Here is a 20386-nt window from a genome sequence, read left to right as displayed (position 1 = left end):
TTTTAGAACTTCTTGCTGCCCCGTTTCCGTAACAGCGATGCAAATATATTGCTAATTTTTATTTCTCCAAAAATAAAGTTTCAAATTTTGAAATCATTTTTTAACCCTGCAACTAAAGCTACTTTAAACCAGATAATTTCTTGATTTCATTTAATTTATTCAAGGCTTCAATTGGTGTCAAATTATTCACATCGAGGTTCCGAATTTCATCCCGAATGGCCTTTAAAACCGGATCATCCATCTGAAAAAAGCTTAATTGAAAGCCTTCGCGCTTCTCTGCCATTCCGTCCAACGGTTTGGCCAGGCTCTCCTTCCGGTTATCCCCTTCCAGCTGTACCAAAATCTCATCGGCCCGATTAACAACTGAAGGCGGCATACCAGCCATTCGTGCTACATGGATACCAAAACTGTGGTTACTTCCACCGCGCACCAGCTTACGCAGGAAAATTACCTTATTGCTAACTTCCTTCACGCTAACATTGTAATTTTTTACTCGTCCAAACGAACGTTCCATCTCGTTCAGTTCATGATAGTGCGTTGCAAACAAAGTCTTTGCTTTGGCTTGCGGGTGCTCATGAATGTATTCCACAATTGACCAGGCAATCGAAATACCATCATAAGTAGAAGTACCTCGTCCCAGTTCATCCAGCAGGATTAAACTCCGATCCGAAATATTATTCAGGATACTGGCCGCCTCATTCATCTCAACCATAAAAGTTGATTCTCCAAGCGAGATATTATCCGATGCTCCCACGCGGGTGAAAATCTTATCGACATAGCCAATGCTTGCCGACTTAGCAGGCACATAAGAGCCCATCTGCGACATCAGCACAATCAAAGCCGTTTGGCGTAATAAAGCCGATTTACCAGCCATGTTGGGTCCGGTAATAATGATGACTTGCTGGTCGTCCTGATCCAGGAACACATCATTACTGATATATTCTTCGCCAATTGGTAATTGTTGCTCAATCACCGGGTGACGTCCCTCCTTAATCTCAATCACCTTGGTATCGTTCACCTCGGGTTTCGAGTAATTATTTTGAAGAGCACATGTCGCAAAGGAAAGCAAACAATCGAGTCGCGCAATAACCACAGCATTTAGCTGAACAGTCTGAATATATTCGGTCAGAGCAATCACCAAATCATTAAACAACTTTCCTTCGAGAGCCAGAATCTTTTCTTCAGCACCCAAAATCTTACTTTCGTACTCTTTTAACTCCTCGGTGATGTATCGCTCGGCACTAACTAAGGTTTGCTTACGAATCCATTCGGGCGGAACTTTATCTTTATGTGTATTCCGAACTTCGATATAATACCCGAAAACATTATTAAAGGCAATTTTCAGAGAAGGAATACCTGTTCTTTCCGATTCCCGCTCCTGCATCTGATTCAAATAATCTTTCCCGGAATATTGAATATTCCGCAAATCGTCCAGCTCTTCAGAAACACCATCTTTAATCACATTCCCTTTATGCAGCAGCATGGGTGGATCATTGGCAATTTCCTTTTCAATACGTTCCCGAATGGAAAGACACGGATTCAATTGCTCAGCAAAGCGATTCAATACCGGGTTATCAACTTTGGCGGCATATTCTTTAATTGGCTCTATCGCATACAGGGCATTTCTCAGCTGAATCACTTCCCGTGGATTAATCCTCCCAACAGCTACTTTCGAGATGATCCTTTCGAGATCTCCTATTTGACGGAGATGTGCCTGTAGCTCTTCAATTTCATTTTCAGTCTCAATAAAGTATTCTACAACCGACAAACGCTCATTGATAGCCGTAACATCTTTCAACGGTAAGGCAATCCAGCGTTTCAGCATGCGGGATCCCATGGGCGAAATCGTTTTATCCAACACATTCACCAGGGTTTTGGCCCCTTCATTGATAATACCAAACAATTCCAGGTTCCGGATGGTAAAACGATCTAGCCAAACATATTTATCTTCCTCAATGCGCGAAAGTGCCGTGATATGTTGTACCTGCGTGTGCTGGGTCAAATCGAGATAATGCAATATCGCTCCCGAAGCAATCACTCCATAGTTGAGTTCATGAACCCCGTACCCCTTCAACGATTTAGTTTCGAAATGACGAAGCAGCCGATCGGTTGAAGCATCTTCGGTATAAACCCAATCGTCCATCGTGTAGGTGTAAAATTTACCGCCAAAGTGCTCTGTAAATTCATTTCCTTTCCCTTTTTGGTAAAGAACCTCTTTCGGTTTAAAGGAATTAAGCAGCTTATCGATGTATTCAAAACTGCCTTCAGCAGTTAAAAATTCACCAGTCGAAATATCAAGAAAAGCAACACCACCCATTTTTTTATCAAAATGAACAGAGGCCAAAAAATTATTCTCTCGGTTTTCAAGAATATTGTCGTTAATTGAAACCCCCGGAGTTACCAACTCGGTAATTCCGCGTTTCACGATCTTCTTGGTCATTTTGGGATCTTCCAACTGCTCACAAATGGCCACACGTTGTCCGGCCCGAACCAGTTTCGGCAAGTAGGTATCCAGGGCATGATACGGAAATCCGGCCAATTCGACATAGCTAGCCGAGCCATTTGCCCTACGTGTTAAAGTAATGCCCAAGATCTCGGCAGCTCTAACTGCATCGTCTCCAAAAGTCTCATAAAAGTCGCCCACCCGAAATAACAGAATTGCATCCGGATGCTTCCCTTTGATCGCATAATACTGCTTCATCAAAGGCGTTTCCACATATTTCTTTTCTTTCGACAAATCCTTCGTTTTTTGTACTTAGCCAACAAAGATAAAGGAGTGTTTTCAAGTTTGAAAAAGCTTAACACTTACTTCTTTGAAACTTTTCAACAAGTTACCACAAGAGGTCTTGTTTCAAAGAAAAATAAGCACCTAAAAGCTACGAAAACGACTTCCGGGTCAATAAGAAACGGCTATGTAGCAAGGAACGACACAACATCATGGCAATAAGCAGGTAAAAACCCGTTTCGAACTGCTGAGGTAAAATCAAGCTCAGCGGTAAAAACAGCAATAACCAGCCGGAAAGAAAAACCCAATACCAGCGCAACACGGAGCGTAAAGGTTTAATCATCCATAAAAACAGGAAGGGGAAATTTAACCAAATACCCCACAACTGATTGTAGTTTGCTTTCATCTCGGGGTGCTCCGAATACAAGAAGAACCACAATAGTACGATACCGATTAAGCCATGAATGAACAGCAGTAAATAATCGATACCATAAGAGATTTTACCCCGTTTCAATTGTCGGAAAGTAATCACAAACACCAGTATGAAAAGTCCAAACAGAATGAGTTCGGGCGAATAAATAACAAGTTTTGAAACGGTCACATCCGGGGCATCGTAAATCAGGTTCGTTTTTTTCACCAGCGAACGGCTTACTCCATCAGCAATAATTTTAGCTCCGGCAAAATGCTTAAATAAATATTGTGGCAAAAACATCTCCTCATATGCTGAAGCCTGTTTATCGGCCGGACTGCCCAAAACCAATTGAATTCCAAAGTTCGTCCATGGCAAAATTTGCTGATACCGCGTTACATGTTGCCGAAAAGTCATCCCATCCCCTTGCCCCGGAAACTCAATTTTCCCGTTCACCTGATTTTCAATCAAATCGCGAACCCGCGTAGCACAATTATCGAAAAAGAAGTCATAACGATATTCCCTATTCTCTGGCTTTGCATTATTAAGCAGGAAATTCAGCATTTGCTGCTTCTCATCCTGCGAAAGGTTTAAAACCTGCTCACGAATACTCCGTCCATTACGAATATAACTATCGTAAAAATCGTTGTACCGTTCGGGAGCCAGCATGTAATTTGCATTTCCTTTCGCAAAACGGTAAACGAAATTTGGTTCCCGGAAGCTAAACACACCGTAGTTAAAAACCACATCCCAATGTTTTAAAGGATCATTCACCCGAACAGCCGTATGGCCATAAATGGCGTGAATTAAGTCGCTGACTCCACAGGTCATGACACTAATTTCAGCTTGATCACTCAAAACGATCTTCTGACTGTAAGATTTCATTGTCAGGCCGGCAAGGATGGCGACCAAAAGGAGGATTCGTTTCACAATTTTTTTATTCAAAAGAACTAAAAAGCCGCCAAACCGTGAAACAACCTGAATCTTTTTACGAAATGTTTCCATTCAAAGCAAAAAATACGCCCAAGCTCCGTTAACTCCAGGCACCAACGATGGCTCCCATAACTACATACGAAACCAGGTCGTACCCAACATGAATCAAAACGAGCCCTAATTTCTGCTGTTCAAACAAAGCTGTTGTCAGGCGCGCAGTAGCAATCCAAAATATAGCAATCATAAAACCGGCAAAAACACCAAAGCCCAAACTACTCTCCGGCCCTATGAACATAGCCATTGCAAAAGCCGCTATGATCGCTGCAACAAAAGAACTACCAAAGATTGTCACCATTGAGAAGCGCCCTTCTTTAATCGTCTCTTCAGTAAATCCATTCAATTGCATCCACTTTTTCCCAAACAGGGTTGGTGAATACCAAAGACTCCCAACTAAAAAAGTACTCAAGGCTGCAACGATAATAGCCCAAAGATTCATGTTTGAAATTATTTCCGACAGATTCATAATTTTTTTTCCTTCTTATTCGAATCAAACACATTGGGGGTTACATCCGATAAAATTTTCTTTATTTAGACTTGATTAATATAGAAAACTGCTTATTTTAGATATTTTTGTCTGAATTAATAAAGAAAGGAAAAATATGGGATGCAATGGATGCGCCATGAAAGTGGACAGTAACCGCCCTGAAATGCTTACGACACATGACTGGTTAAAAGATTTACCGGATACCAGCCATTTGACTAAAATTGTTGAAGTACGTTTTAAAGGAACACATAAAGATTTTTACAAGAACGAAGATATGCTATCGCTCAAGGTGGGCGATATGGTTGTTGTTGCCTGCAGTCCGGGCCACGATGTTGGCGTAGTGACTCTTACCGGAACACTGGCAAAGAAACAGTTTGAACGCAAAGTAAAACGCCCCGAACGTTATAGTTGGAACAAAATTTACCGCAAAGCCACTGACGCCGACAAACAAAAATGGGAGCAAGCCCGCAAACGGGAATATGCCGTTATGGTTCGCTCACGGCAAATTGCAGCAGAGCTTAAGCTGGACATGAAGATCGGAGATATTGAGTTTCGGGGAGACGGAGCAAAGGCTATCTTTTACTATATCGCAGATAACCGGGTAGACTTTCGCGAGTTAATTAAACGCTATGCCCGCGAGTTTCAGATCAAGGTTGAGATGAAACAAATCGGTGCCCGTCAGGAAGCAGGACGCGTTGGTGGAATTGGCTCCTGCGGACGTGAACTTTGCTGCTCAAGCTGGAGAACCGATTTCTCGAGTGTCACCTCGGAATCGGCCGTAAAACAAGGTCTTTCGCCTAATGCAGAGAAAATGGCAGGACAGTGCGGTAAACTAAAGTGCTGTCTGATGTACGAGCTCGATACTTACCTCGAGGCTCAGGAAGATTTTCCCGTAGAGTTATTGACTTTGGAAACTGAAAAAGGACTGGCGAAGCATCTTAAAACAGACATTTTAAGCAAGAAAATTTGGTATACAGTTGAAAACGCTTACTCAAACAAACCAATTGTATTGAATCTGAAAGATGTGAAATCAATTATTCAGCTAAATAAACGTGGTAAGAAACCAACACTTGATCGCTATATGGATATCGAAGAGAGTCCTGCCAATGAAATGAACGTGGGAACCGTTGATCTGACTTTGGTCGATAAAAAAAGGCGGACAAATAACAAGAAACGCCGCAGGCCAAATAATCAGCAACATAACAACCAGCAGAATAACAACGGACAGCGATCGAAAGGACGTAACCCTAGAAGACAAAACACAAAAGCATAATTAGTTTTAGAATCCTGGTTTCCGGGTTGATGATGCCGATCAGAAAATCCGGAAACCTTCCTTTAGCTTCGTAAATTTAGCTCCTTGGGGAGCAAATGCCATCAAGAAACCACCTCCGCCGGAGCCCAGCAATTTCACAAGAATCCCCTCCTCTCTTAGATCACGAATCAATGGCAACTGTGCTTCTGGAAGCATCTCACTGAAATTTTCCATTTGAAATTCATGCACCTGCACTAAACTATCGAAAAAGCTTGCTGCTTCATTTTTCACAAAAGCATCGATTAGGCTATTATTTACAGGTAGATAATGCTCTCTAAAATGCGATGCAAAAGCCTCTTTCTCCATTTTTCGGACAAATATCTTCACCAAAGGAGAAGTTGCACTCGTAATTCCAGTATCAATCAAATATACCGTCCAGGGCTGTTCTTCCAAAGCCAGATCCACAAATTCAATTTTTCCGTCAACAATCCAAAGTGGACGATTTAAAAAAGCGACTAAGGGATCCAGCCCGGAACTCCGTCCATGGAAATAAGATTCAAGAATTACAAAGTCCGCTTTAAGTTTTGAGATTAATTCCGAATCTAAGGAATCGATCGCATGTAGCTTCGAAAAATTGCTGTAACAATCGAATAAAGCGGCACACAATGCTCCGGAACTGCCAACACCATATTGCAGTGGAATGTCGGATTCAAAATACACCCCCTTATTTAAATCGGACTGCAACAGCTCTATTAGCAGCGGGAAGGTCATCTGGTCTCCAACCTTTTCCGAACGATACCAGTCGGCAAACTTGCCCAACTCAGTAATACTTTCTTCTTGTTGACTGGTCCGGTTGGTAATGGGAGATGTCGCAAAATACCCATTAAAGCGAGGAAATGGAATTGCCAGGGCCTGTGCGCCAAACATTAAACCATATTCGCCAAACAACAAAAGTTTTGCGGGGTATTTCTTCATCGTTTAAAGTTTTACAGGCCCGTTTCCAACACGGTCATCCAACCACGAACCATTCTCCGTATGGTACAGAAGTTCACTCTTGATGAATGAATGAACAGCTTCCTGGTCTTCTTGCCAATACAGCAAATGAATATTGGGTCCTGCATCAATTGTAAAACCTACCGGCAACCCGGTTTCCTGCCTAAATTCGCGAATCTTTTCAATGATCTCCAGACTTCCTGATTTCAATAACAAAAATGAAGGAGATGAAGTCATCATTAAGGCATGTAAACTTAGTGCCTCCCGTTCAATCAGATCAATAAAGGCCATCCGGTTTCCATCCGTCTGCATCAAACCGTAAAGCGTCTCAATGGCCTGATTGGCCTGCGCTATCCTTGCTTCCCGGTATGGGTGTGAATTTAAAAGTTCATGTCCTGCTGAGCTTGAGACCTTTTTCATCTCCGAATCAACCAACAATACCGCATCACACAACGAAAAATAACTTTCATGAATCTGATCGGATACAGCAACGGCATAACAATCCGTTGAGCTTTTCAATACGGACGATTTTCCCCACCAAACAAAACCTCCATAAACGGAGCGGGCAGCACTGCCGCTTCCCATACGCGCAAATCGCGATGCAGCCTGCAGGAACTTTTCACCTTCAGACGAGGCACCCTGAATCTGAGCATTCAGATCGGCTAAACAAAGCGCTAAGGCACCGAATGCCGATGCAGACGAAGCAATTCCGGTCGAGTGCGGGAAGGTATTTTCGCTGGTTATTTCAAAGGAATAATCATTAATCCAGGGTAGTTCAATCGAAAGCTTATCCAGGTATTTTTCGATTCGGACTGTAAAAGGCGATTCTTTCCCCTCAAACAGAAAGTCCAATCGCTTCACTTTTGGCGCCCCCAATGTTACAGAAGTATGCGTGCGAGCTTGCCTTAAGCTGAAGCTCAGCGAAGGATTCATTGGCAACTGTTCGGGCCTTTTGCCCCAATATTTGACCAGCGCAATATTCGACGGGCAAAGCCAATTTGATGTATAAGTAGTCATGACTGTTCTATCGTTCGTTCAACACCAGTTCCCTCCATGGGAATACGACCCGCAAGCCTTTTTGTTTAAAGTAATTGAGTACATCCCGGTCGTTCATGGGCGTTGCCACCAGGTAAAAATCGCCTCCCCAGGCACCCAACGACTTCACCTCACCATTGAAATCGGAGAAATAAGCCGATTTTACAGTTGGATGCTGCAATAAAGAACCAACCATTTGCTCATGTTCTGCCATCAGTTTCAGGAAGTCATCCAAATGATCAGCATTGGCAAAGGCTTCGGACAGCTGGTTCATCCGGTCAACTTGTTGTTGTGTAACTTCCCCTTCATTCAAAAAGCGACGCACTTCATTGCGGGTACTTTTTTTGGAACCTGAATAGATAAAATAAAGATTATCGAGAAACGGATAATTCAAATCGATGGGTTCGGGCTGTTGTTTTCTGGCATAGAAGATCGGCCCGTCAGCTTTCGCACAGGCAATATCGAAGCCACTGCCATGAAAAATCATCTCGTTCAGCTTAAAAGCATCAACTTGAGCCCAATTGGCCAGGTTGGCTATTAAGGTGCTACTACTTCCCAGTCCCCATTGATTATTGAAATCGATGCGGGTATGTACATCCAACGAATTGCCCGGATAAAAACCGGGGTTCAGCTCGCGAATGGCCAAAAATGTTTCCTGAAGGATAGCTGCTTTTTCAGGGTCGGAGCTATTGACGATTTCAAAATTTGGCATCTGCAAATCACAGGAAAACCATAATCCCTCCTGCATAAAAGCTTTCCAGCTCAGGATTCCCTCTTCTTTGCCTTGGCTTACCTCCATCCGTTGACCATACTGCAATGGTAAAGCAATCGATTTTGCTCCCCAAAGGACAAAGTACTCACCTGTCAACAACAACTTACCATGTGCATGGTAACTTTCTTTTATCACTTTAATTTCCTGCATCATTTTTCAGAAATTGCTCTACTTCGGAAAAACTAACTTCCTTCTTATCAAAATAAAGTCTGGCGGAGGCTTTTTGTTCATCCGTCGCCTTTAGTGTATTTAAAATATTGCTTAGGTGCATCTTCATGTGGCCCTGCTGAATACCAGTAGTAACCAATGCCCGAACGGCTGACCAGTTTGATGCCAGACCAGCAACCGCCAGGTATTGCATCAACTCTTCGGCTGAAGGTTGCTCCAAAATCTGCATTGCCAGCCGGGCCATCGGGTGCAAAGCAGTTACCCCCCCAACAACACCTACTGCCAACGAAAGTTCCATGGAAAAACGAAATTTTCCATTTTCAATTCGGGCTTCACTTAAGCCTGCGTACTGGCCATTGCGCGCAGCAAAAGCATGCCCCCCGGCCTCAATAGCCCTGAAATCGTTTCCCGTTGCCAGGGCCAGGGCATCTACACCATTGAAAATGCCTTTATTATGCGTGACTGCTCGCGAAACATCGTTGCGTGAAATATGCACAGCACGTACAAACTTTTCAGCAAACTGACGGGCAGCATCTGAATCATTCGTCTCGGACAGTTGCTCCACCGGGCATTCCACCCAAACGCGAACCCGACTATCGGGAACATAGTTTGAAAGAATAGCCATTATAATTTCAAGCTTGCGCTCTTCAGCAGTCCAATCCGCTTGTTCAGCAACCCACAAGGCCAGGCTTTTCCCCAATTGCTCTAAGCACGAATTGATAAAGTTAGCTCCCATCGCATCGCGTGTCTCAAAAGCAACATCCAACTGGTAGTAATCCGGTAATATTTCGGGTAAATATTGAAGCTGAATCGTTTTAATTCCACCTCCACGCTTCTCCATTTTTTGTGTAATGGCAGCTGTATCCTTTCGCAGTCGTTCTTCAATTTGATCAAAATGAAGCCTCAGCTTCTCCGAATTGCCCTTCCACAAAAAATGTAATTGTCCTTTCTTTTCAGTCCCGAGTATTTCAGCATGAAAACCTCCTCGCTTTGCCCAAAAACCTGCCGCCTTAGCTAAGGCTGCAACAACCGAACTTTCCTCGGTTACAAAAGGGAAAACATGATAGCGGTCATTCACCAAAAAATTGGGTGCTACCGAAAACGGAAAATGAAAATTAGACAAATGATTCTCGCTCAAATCGGCAATCACATCCTGTGCATCCTGATTTTTCGATTCAAAATCAGCCAAAAAAGAAGCGGTGTCTGAGTTCAATCCTATTTGTTGAATCAGCCAGTCAATCTTTTGGGGTTTATTGAGTTTCGAGAATCCGGTTATTGGTTTATTGTCCTTCATAATTTGGGTTTACACGTAAATAAGCTTCTGCCAATCGATAAGCTTTCAGCAAATTTTCGATATAACTCTTCAACTCAGCATAATCTCCGGTTGCATGTTTCAACACACCCGAGGCCATCCCGAAAACCGCAGGCAACTTGCTTTTGGATACCAGGTAATAGCCATCAAGGTAGTTTTTCACCCCACCTGAGAGAATCACCGACTTACAGGCAGGCTGTTGTTCCTCAACCAGGCTGTTCACATCGCGCAACATCTGGTTGGCAGTTTGCCCGACAAACGCAAATGGATGATAAAGCTGATTCAACGCTTCATCCTGACGCATCATCTCCAGCTTCGAGAAGTTAGTTCCTCCATAGGCAGCAAACTCAATGGCTTCCAAAGGCAACTGCAACAACTCTTTTAAGCTTTCACACCCCATTCCCTGCCCGACCTCTTTCACAATCACAGGCATCTGAATACGGCTCATCAGCTCCTGAATTGTTTCCAAGGGAGCTTTCGAAATATGATCGCCTTCAGGTTGGAACCATTCCTGCAGCGGGTTAACATGTATAATCAATCCATCGGCTCGCAATTTTCCAACCAAATCAACTATCGCCTGCTCTTGTTTATTGGCCAACAGTTGCTCAACCTGCGCTACGCCAAGGTTAGCCCAAAACGGTTGATCAGGCCCGATGATATCTCTTACATCAAAATCTTCCCAATCGGTTTTACCGAAAAGAATTTTTCGACACGAGCCCAAGCCCATTCCCAAACCAAACTCGCGAGTGGCTTCAGCCAGATTGCGATTAATGGTTTTGGCGATGCCCGTTCCGCCGGTCATACTCGAAACCCACAAAGGTGCTTTCATCATTTTCCCTAAAAAAGAAAATGCTTTAGGCTCCTGATTCGGGTGAGCTGATAACAGCGGTTCGTAAATAAACCGACGATCCTGCTCCGGATAACCGGTTTGCGAATCGTAGGCCATTTGAATGTGCTCGAGTTTGCGGTCTTTTTCCATTTGCGTCTATAAAAGGTAACAGGCAAATGTAACTATTGCATTTGCCTATTCCTTAACATTTAGTTCAAAATATGTTATGGGCACGTCATCCTCAAGTTCTATCAGGATCTCCTGAGTTGAGGATCAGATCCTGAAACATGTTCGGGATGACTCTTATTGCATGATTGATTGCCCTACTTCTCTTTCAGGATGCTCCGGGAAATAACCATCCGCAACACTTCTGAAGTTCCTTCACCAATCGATAACAATCGCTGATCACGGAAGAAGCGTTCGATCGGGAATTCATCGTTCCGGAAAAAGCCGGCACCACCAAAAATCTGCATCGCCTCGCTTGCAACGTCACTGGCAACTTCAGCACAATATAATTTTGCCATGGCTGCCGGCGTGCCATATGCCTGATCGTTATCCTTTAACCAGCAAGCATTATACAGCAGATTTCGGGCTGCTTCAATTTTGGTAGCCATATCGGCCAATTTAAAAGCAATGGACTGAAAGCCTGAAATTGCCTGTCCAAACTGCTTGCGTTTCTTTGCAAAAGCAACGGCCATCTCGTAAGCACCTTGCGCCAGACCAAGTCCCATGGCTGCAATTGACAGCCGACCGGAATCAATCGTTTTCAGCATCACTTTAATGCCTTGTCCGCGCTCACCCAACTGGTCTTCAGCCGGAATTTGGACATCCTTGAAGTAAACCATGCCATTATCAGCAGCACGCCACAGAAACTTTTGTTTCATAAATTCGGTGGTATAGCCCGATGTTCCTCTCGGAACCAGAAAAGTGGTAAATTCTTTCTTTCCGTCCGGGCGCATGCCTGTCTGTGCAACAAAACTAATCCCCGCCACCATGTCCGAGGCCGCATTGGTAATGTATTTTTTATGGCCATTCACAAGCCATCCTTTCTCGTTTTCCACTGCCTGTGTTTCAACACCCTGAGCATCGGAACCCGCATTTTCCTCCGTAAGACCGAAACCCCACAAATTTTCGGCCGTGCATAATTGCGGAATATACTTCTGCTTTTGGGCTTCGGTGCCAAAGGTTAAAATCGGACCAATTCCCAGCGAGTTGTGCGCTGCCAGGGTTGCGGCCATTGAGCTGTCAACCCGTGCCAATTCCTCAACAGCAATAATGTACGACAAGTAATCCGTATCCTGTCCGCCATACTCTTTCGGAGCATACATGCCGAAAACGTCAATACTTGCCATTAACTTGACCAATTCACTTGGGAACTTCTCCAAAGCCTCAAATTCGCCAATCACCGGCTTAATCTTTTCTTCAGCAAAAGCTCGTACCCGGGCTCTCACTTCGTGATGTACTTTCTTTAATAAAGCGTTCATAAATGGTTTTTTCTAACGGGTATAGCTACCCGGAATTTTATGTTGTTTGTTCGTCAAAATGTCCTTTCTATTCTGAAGTTAATTTTGCTCCAGATCAACCAAAACCTCCTTATCCTGCACCAGCTTCCCTTTTTCCACATGAATCTTCTTCACAATGGCATCCACCGGACTTTGAATCATAAACTCGGTTTTCATAGACTCAATCACCAGCAGATTTTGACCTTTCTTCAACTGCTCACCCGGTGCAACAAAAACGTCAATAACCTTTCCAAACAGATCGGCGACAATGCGCGACTGCGACTCACCATTTCTTCCCACCGATTGTTTATTCAGCTTAACCTGGGACAGAACATGGCGACTGGTCAATTCAAACCGACAGGTTCCAAACTGCACCAAGGTCGAACTCTCCTGATCGACACAAAAAGCAGCATACTCCTGCCCGTCTAGTCTAAAAGAAACGCGATGGCCAGAGTAATGAACATCGTTCAGCAAAAGCGGTTCATTTTTAGATTTAATTTGATATCCTTTTCCTGTTTTCTGAAGTTTGAGGGAGCAGCTCTTACCATCCACCTCAAGCTCAAAAGCTGGGTTAATTCGCCAATAACCAGGGTTACCGGACTGCGATTCCCGCATAAAATGGTGCAACACATAAGCAGTTGCAGGAAGCAGCTTAGCAACTGCCGTTTTAGACTGTTCCAATCCGGTTAACAGCTCGGGCAAATTTTGCTCAATGTATTTGGTATGAATCTTCATTTCACGGAATGCCTCCAGTTGAATCAAGGACTTCAGGAATGACTGGTTTGTTTTAATACCACCCAACAAAATGGAATCCAGCGACTGTGCCATCTGACTAATCGCCTGCTTTCGGTCGGGAGCATGAACGATTAATTTACCAAGCATGCTATCGTAGGCTGAAGACAATAAGCTACCTTCCGAGATAAAGCTATCCCAACGCACTTGTTGCGGAACCTGCACCGCAGCAACCGTCCCAGAGGAAGGTACAAATTGATGAGCCGGGTCTTCAGCACAAACACGCACTTCAATCGCATGTCCGCACAACTGAATATCTGCTTGTGGCAAGGGCAAACCATTGCCGGCTGCAATCTCGAACTGCCATTCTACCAAATCCAATCCGGTAATGGCTTCGGTAACCGGGTGTTCTACCTGCAATCGCGTGTTCATCTCCAAAAACCAGCATTGTTGCTGTTCGTCAACTAAAAACTCAATTGTTCCTGCACCGCGATAGTTCGCAGCCTGCGCTATCTGCAGGGCATATTGATGAAGGTTCTTCCGGGTTTCCGGTAACAGATTAGGAGCCGGAGCTTCCTCGACGACTTTCTGATAACGACGTTGCAAACTGCAATCGCGCTCGAACAGGTGAACAGCCTTACCACGACCATCACCCATCAGTTGGACTTCAACGTGGCGGGCTTTAGGCAAATATTTCTCAACAAACAGTTCACCATTGCTGAAATACTCCAACGCCTGACGTTGGGCCTGCTGCAAGGCTGAAGACAAGTCCTCTGCTTGCTGCACAATCTGCATTCCTCTTCCACCTCCTCCGGCTGCCGCTTTGACCAAAACCGGAAAATCCAGCAACTCGGCATTCTCCATAATCTTCTCCAGAGAACCACGCACACCCGGCAAAACCGGAACCCCCAACTGACTCACAAAATCAATGGCCCTGGTTTTCTCTCCCATCAAGCTGATCTGCTCCGGTGTTGCTCCAATAAAAGCAATACCAGCCTCTTCAACCAGCCGGGCAAAAGGCGCATTTTCGGACAAAAATCCGTAGCCCGGATGAATGGCATCAGCACCAGCTTGCTTTGCAAGAGCAAGCAACTTTTGCTGATTTAGATAAGTCTCAGCCAGAGAATTTCCGTCTAATAAAAAAGCTTCATCCGCCAGAGACACATGAAGCGATTGCACATCATCCGAAGCATAAACTGCTACTGTTCGGATGCCCAATAGGCGGGCTGTTCGAATAATCCGCACAGCAATCTCGCCCCGGTTTGCAATGAATATTTTATGAAATTTCCTTCTCAATTTTCACTCACTTTTAATGCTGTCCAATCCGGTTTTCGTTTTTCCAAAAATGCGCGCAGACCTTCCTGCCCTTCTTCCGACTCAACCAAATCAGCCAGAACAGCTGCCGTATATTCACTGCTGTCGGTGCTTACCTCTCCCGAGTTTACTTTCAGGATGAGCTGTTTGCAGGCTTTCAATGCATTAGGGGAAACATTTTGCAGCTCGCTGATCAACTTATCAACGACTTGCAGGCGTTTGCCATCCTCAGCCACCATGTCAACTAACCCAATTGTATGAGCCTCACTGGTCCAAATACGTTCACCTGAAAACATCAACTTTTTCAAGTTTTGGGTTGATAATCGCTTAGCCACAAACGGTAAAATCGTTGCAGGAATAATTCCCAGCTTCACCTCTCCAAAAGCAAAGGCTGTCGATTGCTCGGCAATGACAAAATCGCAAGCCGAGATTAATCCATTTGCGCCACCAAGTACATTTTTATGGGCAGCAGCGATGGTCACTTTCGGGAAGTTGTAAACCTTTTTCAGCAGATCGGCCATTTGCAAATACTCCTGCCAGTTTTCCGATTTCTCACGGTTCACAGCATTGGCAAACCAGTTGATGTCGGCTCCGGCACAAAACGAACGACCTTCGCCGGCAAAAACCACAAAGTTGATTTCATCATTCAAAGCAAGTTCGTCTAGCACCCCATGTAAATCCGCAATCATTGCCGGATTCAAGGCATTGTGCTGCTCCGGACGGTTCAACAAAATAGTTGCCTGCCCATGGCTGATCAGCACCTTAATATTTTGATATTCTTTCATTACTCTCTCCTTTCTTACATTCTAAACACACCATAATGAGCCTCCCGTACCGGCTGATTCAGCGTCACCCGAAATAAAAAGCCCAGCAAATCGCGTGTATCCACAGGATCGAAAATACCATCGTCCCACAGGCGCGACGAGCTGAAGTAAGCCGTACTCTCCTGCTCAAACTGCTCAATTAAACTATTTTCCTTACCGCCAATAGTTTGCAACACACCTGAGGCCTGCTCGCCGCCCATCACGGCAATGCGCGAGTGTGGCCACATCAGCAGAAAATCAGGATCGTAAGCGCGGCCGGCCATGGCATAATTTCCTGCACCAAAGGAACCACCAACAACCAGCGTAATTTTAGGAACGGAGGCGTTTGCCACAGCATTGATCAGCTTGGCGCCATCGCGGGCAATACCTTCGTGTTCGTATTTCTTACCGACAATAAAACCACTGATATTCTGCAAAAACAAAAGCGGAATTTGTCGTTGATTACACAATTGAATAAAATGAGCACCTTTACGTGCTGCTTCGGCAGTCAGGAAACTTTGGTTTCCCAAAATCCCGACCGGAATTCCCTTTATACGAGCAAAACCTGTCATTAAAGTTTTGCCATATTCTGCCTTAAACTCCTGAAATGTTCCGCCATCAACCAACCGTTTGGTAATTGCATTTACATCAATGCGTTTTTTCAGATCGGTCGACACATAATTGTACAACTCTTCCGCCGGAAACTCAGGCTCTACAGTCTCGGCTACATCGATTTCACGCTTCGTCACCCGAGGTAAACCCGATACCAGGTCACGGCAAATACGCAACGCATGTACATCGTCGTCCGCTAAATGGTCGGCAACACCCGAAATTTTGGTATGCACGTCGCCACCACCAAGATCTTCAGCAGAAACCTCCTCGCCCGTAGCAGCTTTCACCAAGGGTGGGCCACCAATAAAGATGGTTCCCTGATTCCGGACAATAATCGTTTCGTCGCACATAGCCGGAACATAAGCGCCTCCCGCCGTGCATGAGCCCATGACTACAGCAATTTGCGGAATACCCTCGGCCGACAAACGCGCCTGGTTAAAGAATACCCTCCCAAAGTCAAAACGATCGGGGAAAACCTGTGCTTGTTCGGGGAGGAAAATACCGCCCGAATCCACCAGGTAAATGCAGGGCAATTGGTTTTGCATGGCAATTTCCTGTGCCCGTATATGTTTTCGAATTGTTTCGCGAATATAAGTGCCACCTTTCACGGTCGCATCATTGGCAACAATCATGCACTCACGGCCATGAACCAGGCCAATACCTGTTACAATGCCGGCCGAGGGGAAAGCATCGTCATACTGCCCGTAGGCGGCAAACGATGATAGTTCCACAAAGGGCGAACGCGGGTCAACCAACAAGTTGATTCGCTCGCGAGCCAGCAGCTTGCCCCGCTCACGGTGCTTGATGACAGCCTTTTCGGGACCGTGCGAACTAACAGCCTCCACGCGCCGATGAAATTCAGCAATAACAGAACGATAATCCGTAGAATTACCGGACTCATTCTTCATCGCTTCATCCATTGCCTCATGTTTAATTTTCTCCATAATGGGGTTAAACAGAAAAAGATTTAAAAATCTCTTATAAGGACAAAAAAGCCGGACAGAAGTTCATCCTTCACACGACTTTTTTCACCCCTCATTGACTTCATTCTACAAAAACAGAAAAAACAGCCGGACAGGATCGCTACTTTAAAATAAATCGTAGAAACCAATTATTCGTCAACAAACAGTTATCTCTTCCATGTAATTATTAAATTTGGCAGGCACGTAATAACTCTAAGTATGATGAGGGAAACATTCGATATATTTCAGCTTCACCCCGAAGATGTGGAGCGGATACAAGCGTCGGAGAACGAACCGCACACCCACGATTACGAAGAACTTCTGATCGGTATTGAGGGGCAGTTAGAACACTTCATCGATTTTGAATCAACCAAGGTAGATGCTCCCTACATCAGCTTTATAACGAAAGGTAAAGTTCACCGGGTAATCCCTTATATGAAGGATGGCAAATGTAAAATCTGGGCCATTCGTTTTCGAAGTGAGTTCGTCCCTGAAACGACTTTCCAGCTATATGCCTACTACCATAATAATGCAACCATCGCACTTCCAACTGACCGCTGTTTCAATCGGCTGGAAACAATGTGCGAGCTGATGGACGCAGAGGCCAGGGAGCCGGCTCCGGATTATTCAATCATCCGCCATTTGCTGAGTGCCTTGTTTACCATGGTCGAGGCTGAGCGTAAGAAGCAGGAACCGCAATCGCAACTGGTAAAAACCCAGAGCTCGACCTTCAAAACATTCCTGCTAACCCTGGAGGAGAACTTTCGCCGCCCCGAGGGTGTCGAGTTTTACGCCGAGAAGCTGTTTATGAGTAGCCGCAACCTCAACATCATCTGCCAAAACATCATGCAGCAAAGTGTATCGGAACTAATTGAAACCCGCAAATTGATTGAAGCCAAGAACCTGCTGCTGACAACCGACAAGACCATTGCCGAGATTGGTTTCGAACTGGGATACAACGAGAAATCGTACTTCACCAGCGTATTTAAACGCAAAGCAGGCCAAACACCAAGCGAGTTCCGAAAGGAGATGCAAAAGCTGATTTCCTAAATCTATCACTCATTTTCCGAAAAGTGTTACCCCCTGCGCGGGGCTTTGTTGCAACTTTGTATCAACAAAACGAAACAAAGTAGAAACAATTTAAAACTAGAAGAAAATGAAAACTATTTGGACATTAGACCCGACACACAGCGAATTGACATTCAAAGTAAAACACATGATGATCTCGAATGTACGAGGTGAGTTTACATCCTTTTCAGCATCCGTTGACGGTGAAGATTTCGAAAAGGCAAAAATCAACGCAGTCATCGAAGCTACTTCAATTTCCACCAACAGTGTGGACCGTGACAACCACTTGAAAAGTGCCGACTTCTTTGATGTGGAAAACTATGGAGAACTGAAGTTCGAAGGAAAATCTTTCAAAAAAACAGACGATTACGAATACAAACTGACTGGTTTATTAACCATTAAAGGAGTGGCCAAGGAAGTAACTTTCGATGTCGAATTTGGTGGTATTAACAAAGACCCATGGGGAAATGAAAAAGCAGGATTCTCGTTAGCAGGTAAAATTAACCGCAAAGACTGGGGCCTTAACTGGAACGCAGCACTGGAAACCGGCGGTGTACTGGTAAGTGAAGATGTGAAAATCCAGGCTGAAATGCAATTTGTAAAACAAGTATCGTAAATTAACTGAAGTATGGAACGGAAACAATTTCTGAAAACTCTGTCCTTACTTCCTTTAACTGGAGCAGCCATGAAATTAAATGAATTAAACAAGATAACATCGTCCTTTGACAGCACGGAGCAAATGCCCCTGCTGTTCCTTGGACATGGCAGCCCGATGAATGCCATTGAGGACAACGAATTCACCAGGAGTTTCCACGACATCAGTACAAAAATTGAAAAGCCAAAAGCTATTTTGGTGATCTCGGCACACTGGGAAACGCGAGGAACCTTTCTGACAGCCATGGAACATCCGGAGACCATCCACGATTTCGGAGGTTTCCCGAAAGCTCTGTACGAAGTTCAGTACCCGGCACCGGGCAGTCCCGAACTGGCACAGGAGGTAAAACAGCTGGTTACCAGCACCAACGCCGGGCTAACCGATCAATGGGGACTCGACCACGGCGCGTGGAGTGTAATCCGACACCTCTACCCCAATGCCGACATTCCCGTTGTGGAAATGAGCATTGACTACACCAAAGGGCCCCAATACCACTATGAGCTGGGACGCGAGCTTGCCGCACTGCGGCGCAAAGGAGTGCTGATTATCGGTAGCGGTAACCTGGTGCACAATCTGCGGATGGTCGACTGGAACCGCATGAATGACATTGGCTTCGGCTACGATTGGGCTGAGGAAGCCCGCAAACAAATGAATGAATGGATTATGAATGGTAACCACCAGGCTTTGATCGATTATCAAAAGCAAGGAACAGCATTCAAATTAGCCATTCCCAGCCCCGATCACTTTTTGCCGCTGCTATATGTGCTTGGCTTAAAAGAGGAGAAAGAAGAAATAACACTTTTCAACGACAAGGCCATGGCCGGTTCGTTGAGCATGACCTCTGTACACATTCAGAAATCGTAAACAAGATTCCACTGAAAACTTACAATAGACATTTGAAGGACCGTATAGCAATGCGGGGGTAAGACCAAAAGAGGTTGCCGAAAGGCGCCTCTTTTTTGTCAATTCACAAAAAATCTGAGACACTATTCGGAACACTACCTGACGATTCCAGGGTCCTGTCAAACGATTCCAACGTTCTGTCGGACGATTCCAGGATGCTGTCGAATGATTCCAACCTTTTATCGGATAATTCCAATGCTCTGTCGGATGATTCCAGGGTCCTGTCAAACAATTCCAACGTTCTATCGGACGATTCCAGGATGCTGTCGAACGACTCCAACTTTTTATCGGATAATTCCAATGCTCTGTCGGATGATTCCAGGGTTCTGTCAAACAATTCCAACGTTCTTTCGGATGATTCCAGGATGCTGTCGAACGATTCCGAAGCTCTATCAAACGACGAAAACATTCCACCGGGCAATGTAAATACACTGTCGGGCGAGGGAAACGTTCTGTCGGGCAATGTAAATCGCAGGAATTAATACAATACGCTTTTTATCGCCTCAACCGTTTTCTTCGCATTTCCGACAAACAGTTTTCCATCAATTTCGAATACCGGCCGTTTCAGGAAGGTGTAGTCCATCAGCAAAAGCTTCTTATAATCGGCATCGGCACTCACCGGATTTTCTGCCAGCACATCTTTCAATTTACGGGCACGCTTGTTGATCAGCTCCTCGTAACTACCGGTATGTTTGTAGAAACCATCTACCTGTTCCTCAGTGACGGGGCTAAACTTAATATCCTGTTGTTCAAAGCTGTCGTCCACGCCAACTTCCTTCATAATTCGTTTACATGTATCGCAGGTCGACAAATAATAGACTTTTCGTTGCATTGTTTTTTGTTTTTTGGTGGCGGGAAGATAG

The 20386-nt window shown here is 44.8% G+C and carries 18 protein-coding genes; 5 read left to right on the top strand and 13 right to left on the bottom strand.

Annotated features, from left to right (window positions below):
* Positions 1 to 118: 118 nt before the first annotated feature.
* The 3 genes from mutS to AC37HE_RS04010 form a co-directional block, all read right to left on the bottom strand.
* Positions 119 to 2737, bottom strand: coding sequence for a DNA mismatch repair protein MutS (gene mutS / locus AC37HE_RS04020; protein ID WP_500781499.1), 2619 nt, complete (start codon positions 2735 to 2737; stop codon positions 119 to 121).
* 139 nt (positions 2738 to 2876) lie between these two features.
* A complete protein-coding gene (locus AC37HE_RS04015; RefSeq protein WP_500781498.1) occupies positions 2877 to 4064 on the bottom strand; it encodes a lipoprotein N-acyltransferase Lnb domain-containing protein in 1188 nt (395 codons plus the stop codon).
* A gap of 103 nt (positions 4065 to 4167) precedes the next feature.
* Complete coding sequence (locus AC37HE_RS04010) at positions 4168 to 4563, bottom strand: DUF1761 domain-containing protein (protein ID WP_500781497.1); 396 nt, start codon at positions 4561 to 4563, stop codon at positions 4168 to 4170.
* Positions 4564 to 4747: 184 nt separating this feature from the next.
* On the opposite strand from AC37HE_RS04010, the gene AC37HE_RS04005 reads away from it, so the two are divergent.
* On the top strand, positions 4748 to 5884 hold the full coding sequence (locus AC37HE_RS04005; RefSeq protein ID WP_500781496.1) for a PSP1 domain-containing protein: 1137 nt from the start codon (positions 4748 to 4750) through the stop codon (positions 5882 to 5884).
* Positions 5885 to 5923: 39 nt separating this feature from the next.
* Here the strand turns inward: AC37HE_RS04005 and AC37HE_RS04000 are convergent, their stop codons facing one another.
* The 9 genes from AC37HE_RS04000 to AC37HE_RS03960 form a co-directional block, all read right to left on the bottom strand.
* Positions 5924 to 6838 carry a mevalonate kinase family protein gene (locus AC37HE_RS04000; RefSeq protein ID WP_500781495.1) on the bottom strand — a complete coding sequence of 305 codons (915 nt, stop codon included), beginning with the start codon at positions 6836 to 6838 and terminating at the stop codon, positions 5924 to 5926.
* A 3-nt stretch (positions 6839 to 6841) separates the two neighbouring features.
* Positions 6842 to 7873: a diphosphomevalonate decarboxylase gene (mvaD, locus tag AC37HE_RS03995; protein ID WP_500781494.1), complete on the bottom strand. Its 1032-nt coding sequence runs from the start codon at positions 7871 to 7873 to the stop codon at positions 6842 to 6844.
* A gap of 7 nt (positions 7874 to 7880) precedes the next feature.
* Positions 7881 to 8816 carry a GYDIA family GHMP kinase gene (locus AC37HE_RS03990; RefSeq protein ID WP_500781493.1) on the bottom strand — a complete coding sequence of 312 codons (936 nt, stop codon included), beginning with the start codon at positions 8814 to 8816 and terminating at the stop codon, positions 7881 to 7883.
* A complete protein-coding gene (locus tag AC37HE_RS03985) occupies positions 8800 to 10125 on the bottom strand; it encodes a hydroxymethylglutaryl-CoA reductase (RefSeq protein ID WP_500781492.1) in 1326 nt (441 codons plus the stop codon). Before AC37HE_RS03985 ends, AC37HE_RS03990 begins: the two co-directional genes overlap by 17 nt.
* Entirely contained in the window at positions 10112 to 11122 is a 1011-nt protein-coding gene (locus AC37HE_RS03980) for a beta/alpha barrel domain-containing protein (RefSeq protein ID WP_500781491.1), read from the bottom strand. The genes AC37HE_RS03985 and AC37HE_RS03980 overlap by 14 nt, the downstream gene beginning before the upstream one ends.
* Before the next feature lie 173 nt (positions 11123 to 11295).
* Positions 11296 to 12456 (bottom strand): acyl-CoA dehydrogenase family protein, encoded by a 1161-nt coding sequence (locus AC37HE_RS03975; RefSeq protein WP_500781490.1) that lies wholly within the window; start codon positions 12454 to 12456, stop codon positions 11296 to 11298.
* 78 nt (positions 12457 to 12534) lie between these two features.
* Positions 12535 to 14502, bottom strand: coding sequence for an acetyl/propionyl/methylcrotonyl-CoA carboxylase subunit alpha (locus AC37HE_RS03970; protein ID WP_500781489.1), 1968 nt, complete (start codon positions 14500 to 14502; stop codon positions 12535 to 12537).
* A complete protein-coding gene (locus tag AC37HE_RS03965) occupies positions 14499 to 15305 on the bottom strand; it encodes an enoyl-CoA hydratase-related protein (protein WP_500781488.1) in 807 nt (268 codons plus the stop codon). The genes AC37HE_RS03970 and AC37HE_RS03965 overlap by 4 nt, the downstream gene beginning before the upstream one ends.
* A gap of 14 nt (positions 15306 to 15319) precedes the next feature.
* A complete protein-coding gene (locus tag AC37HE_RS03960; protein WP_500781487.1) occupies positions 15320 to 16879 on the bottom strand; it encodes a carboxyl transferase domain-containing protein in 1560 nt (519 codons plus the stop codon).
* 237 nt (positions 16880 to 17116) lie between these two features.
* Here AC37HE_RS03960 and AC37HE_RS03955 point away from each other — a divergent pair, with 237 nt between their 5' ends.
* The 4 genes from AC37HE_RS03955 (at position 17117) to AC37HE_RS03940 (ending at position 20005) form a co-directional block, all read left to right on the top strand.
* The gene (locus AC37HE_RS03955; RefSeq protein ID WP_500781486.1) at positions 17117 to 17947 is read left to right on the top strand and encodes a helix-turn-helix domain-containing protein; all 831 of its coding nucleotides are present in this window, start codon (positions 17117 to 17119) and stop codon (positions 17945 to 17947) included.
* Positions 17948 to 18053: 106 nt separating this feature from the next.
* Positions 18054 to 18581, top strand: a complete 528-nt coding sequence (locus AC37HE_RS03950; protein ID WP_500781485.1) for a YceI family protein — start codon at positions 18054 to 18056, stop codon at positions 18579 to 18581.
* 12 nt (positions 18582 to 18593) lie between these two features.
* Complete coding sequence (gene ygiD / locus AC37HE_RS03945; RefSeq protein ID WP_500781484.1) at positions 18594 to 19484, top strand: 4,5-DOPA-extradiol-dioxygenase; 891 nt, start codon at positions 18594 to 18596, stop codon at positions 19482 to 19484.
* A gap of 194 nt (positions 19485 to 19678) precedes the next feature.
* Positions 19679 to 20005, top strand: coding sequence for a hypothetical protein (locus tag AC37HE_RS03940; protein ID WP_500781483.1), 327 nt, complete (start codon positions 19679 to 19681; stop codon positions 20003 to 20005).
* On the opposite strand, the gene AC37HE_RS03935 is transcribed toward AC37HE_RS03940, so the two are convergent.
* Positions 20002 to 20386 (bottom strand): arsenate reductase family protein (locus AC37HE_RS03935; RefSeq protein ID WP_500781482.1); only part of this gene is annotated, 385 nt, incomplete at its 5' end. The two genes, AC37HE_RS03940 and AC37HE_RS03935, sit on opposite strands and share 4 nt — an antisense overlap.

The organism is Mangrovibacterium sp., assembly GCF_059905295.1.
Note: the sequence above shows the minus strand (reverse complement) of the source record. Positions and strands in the feature narration are given on the sequence as shown.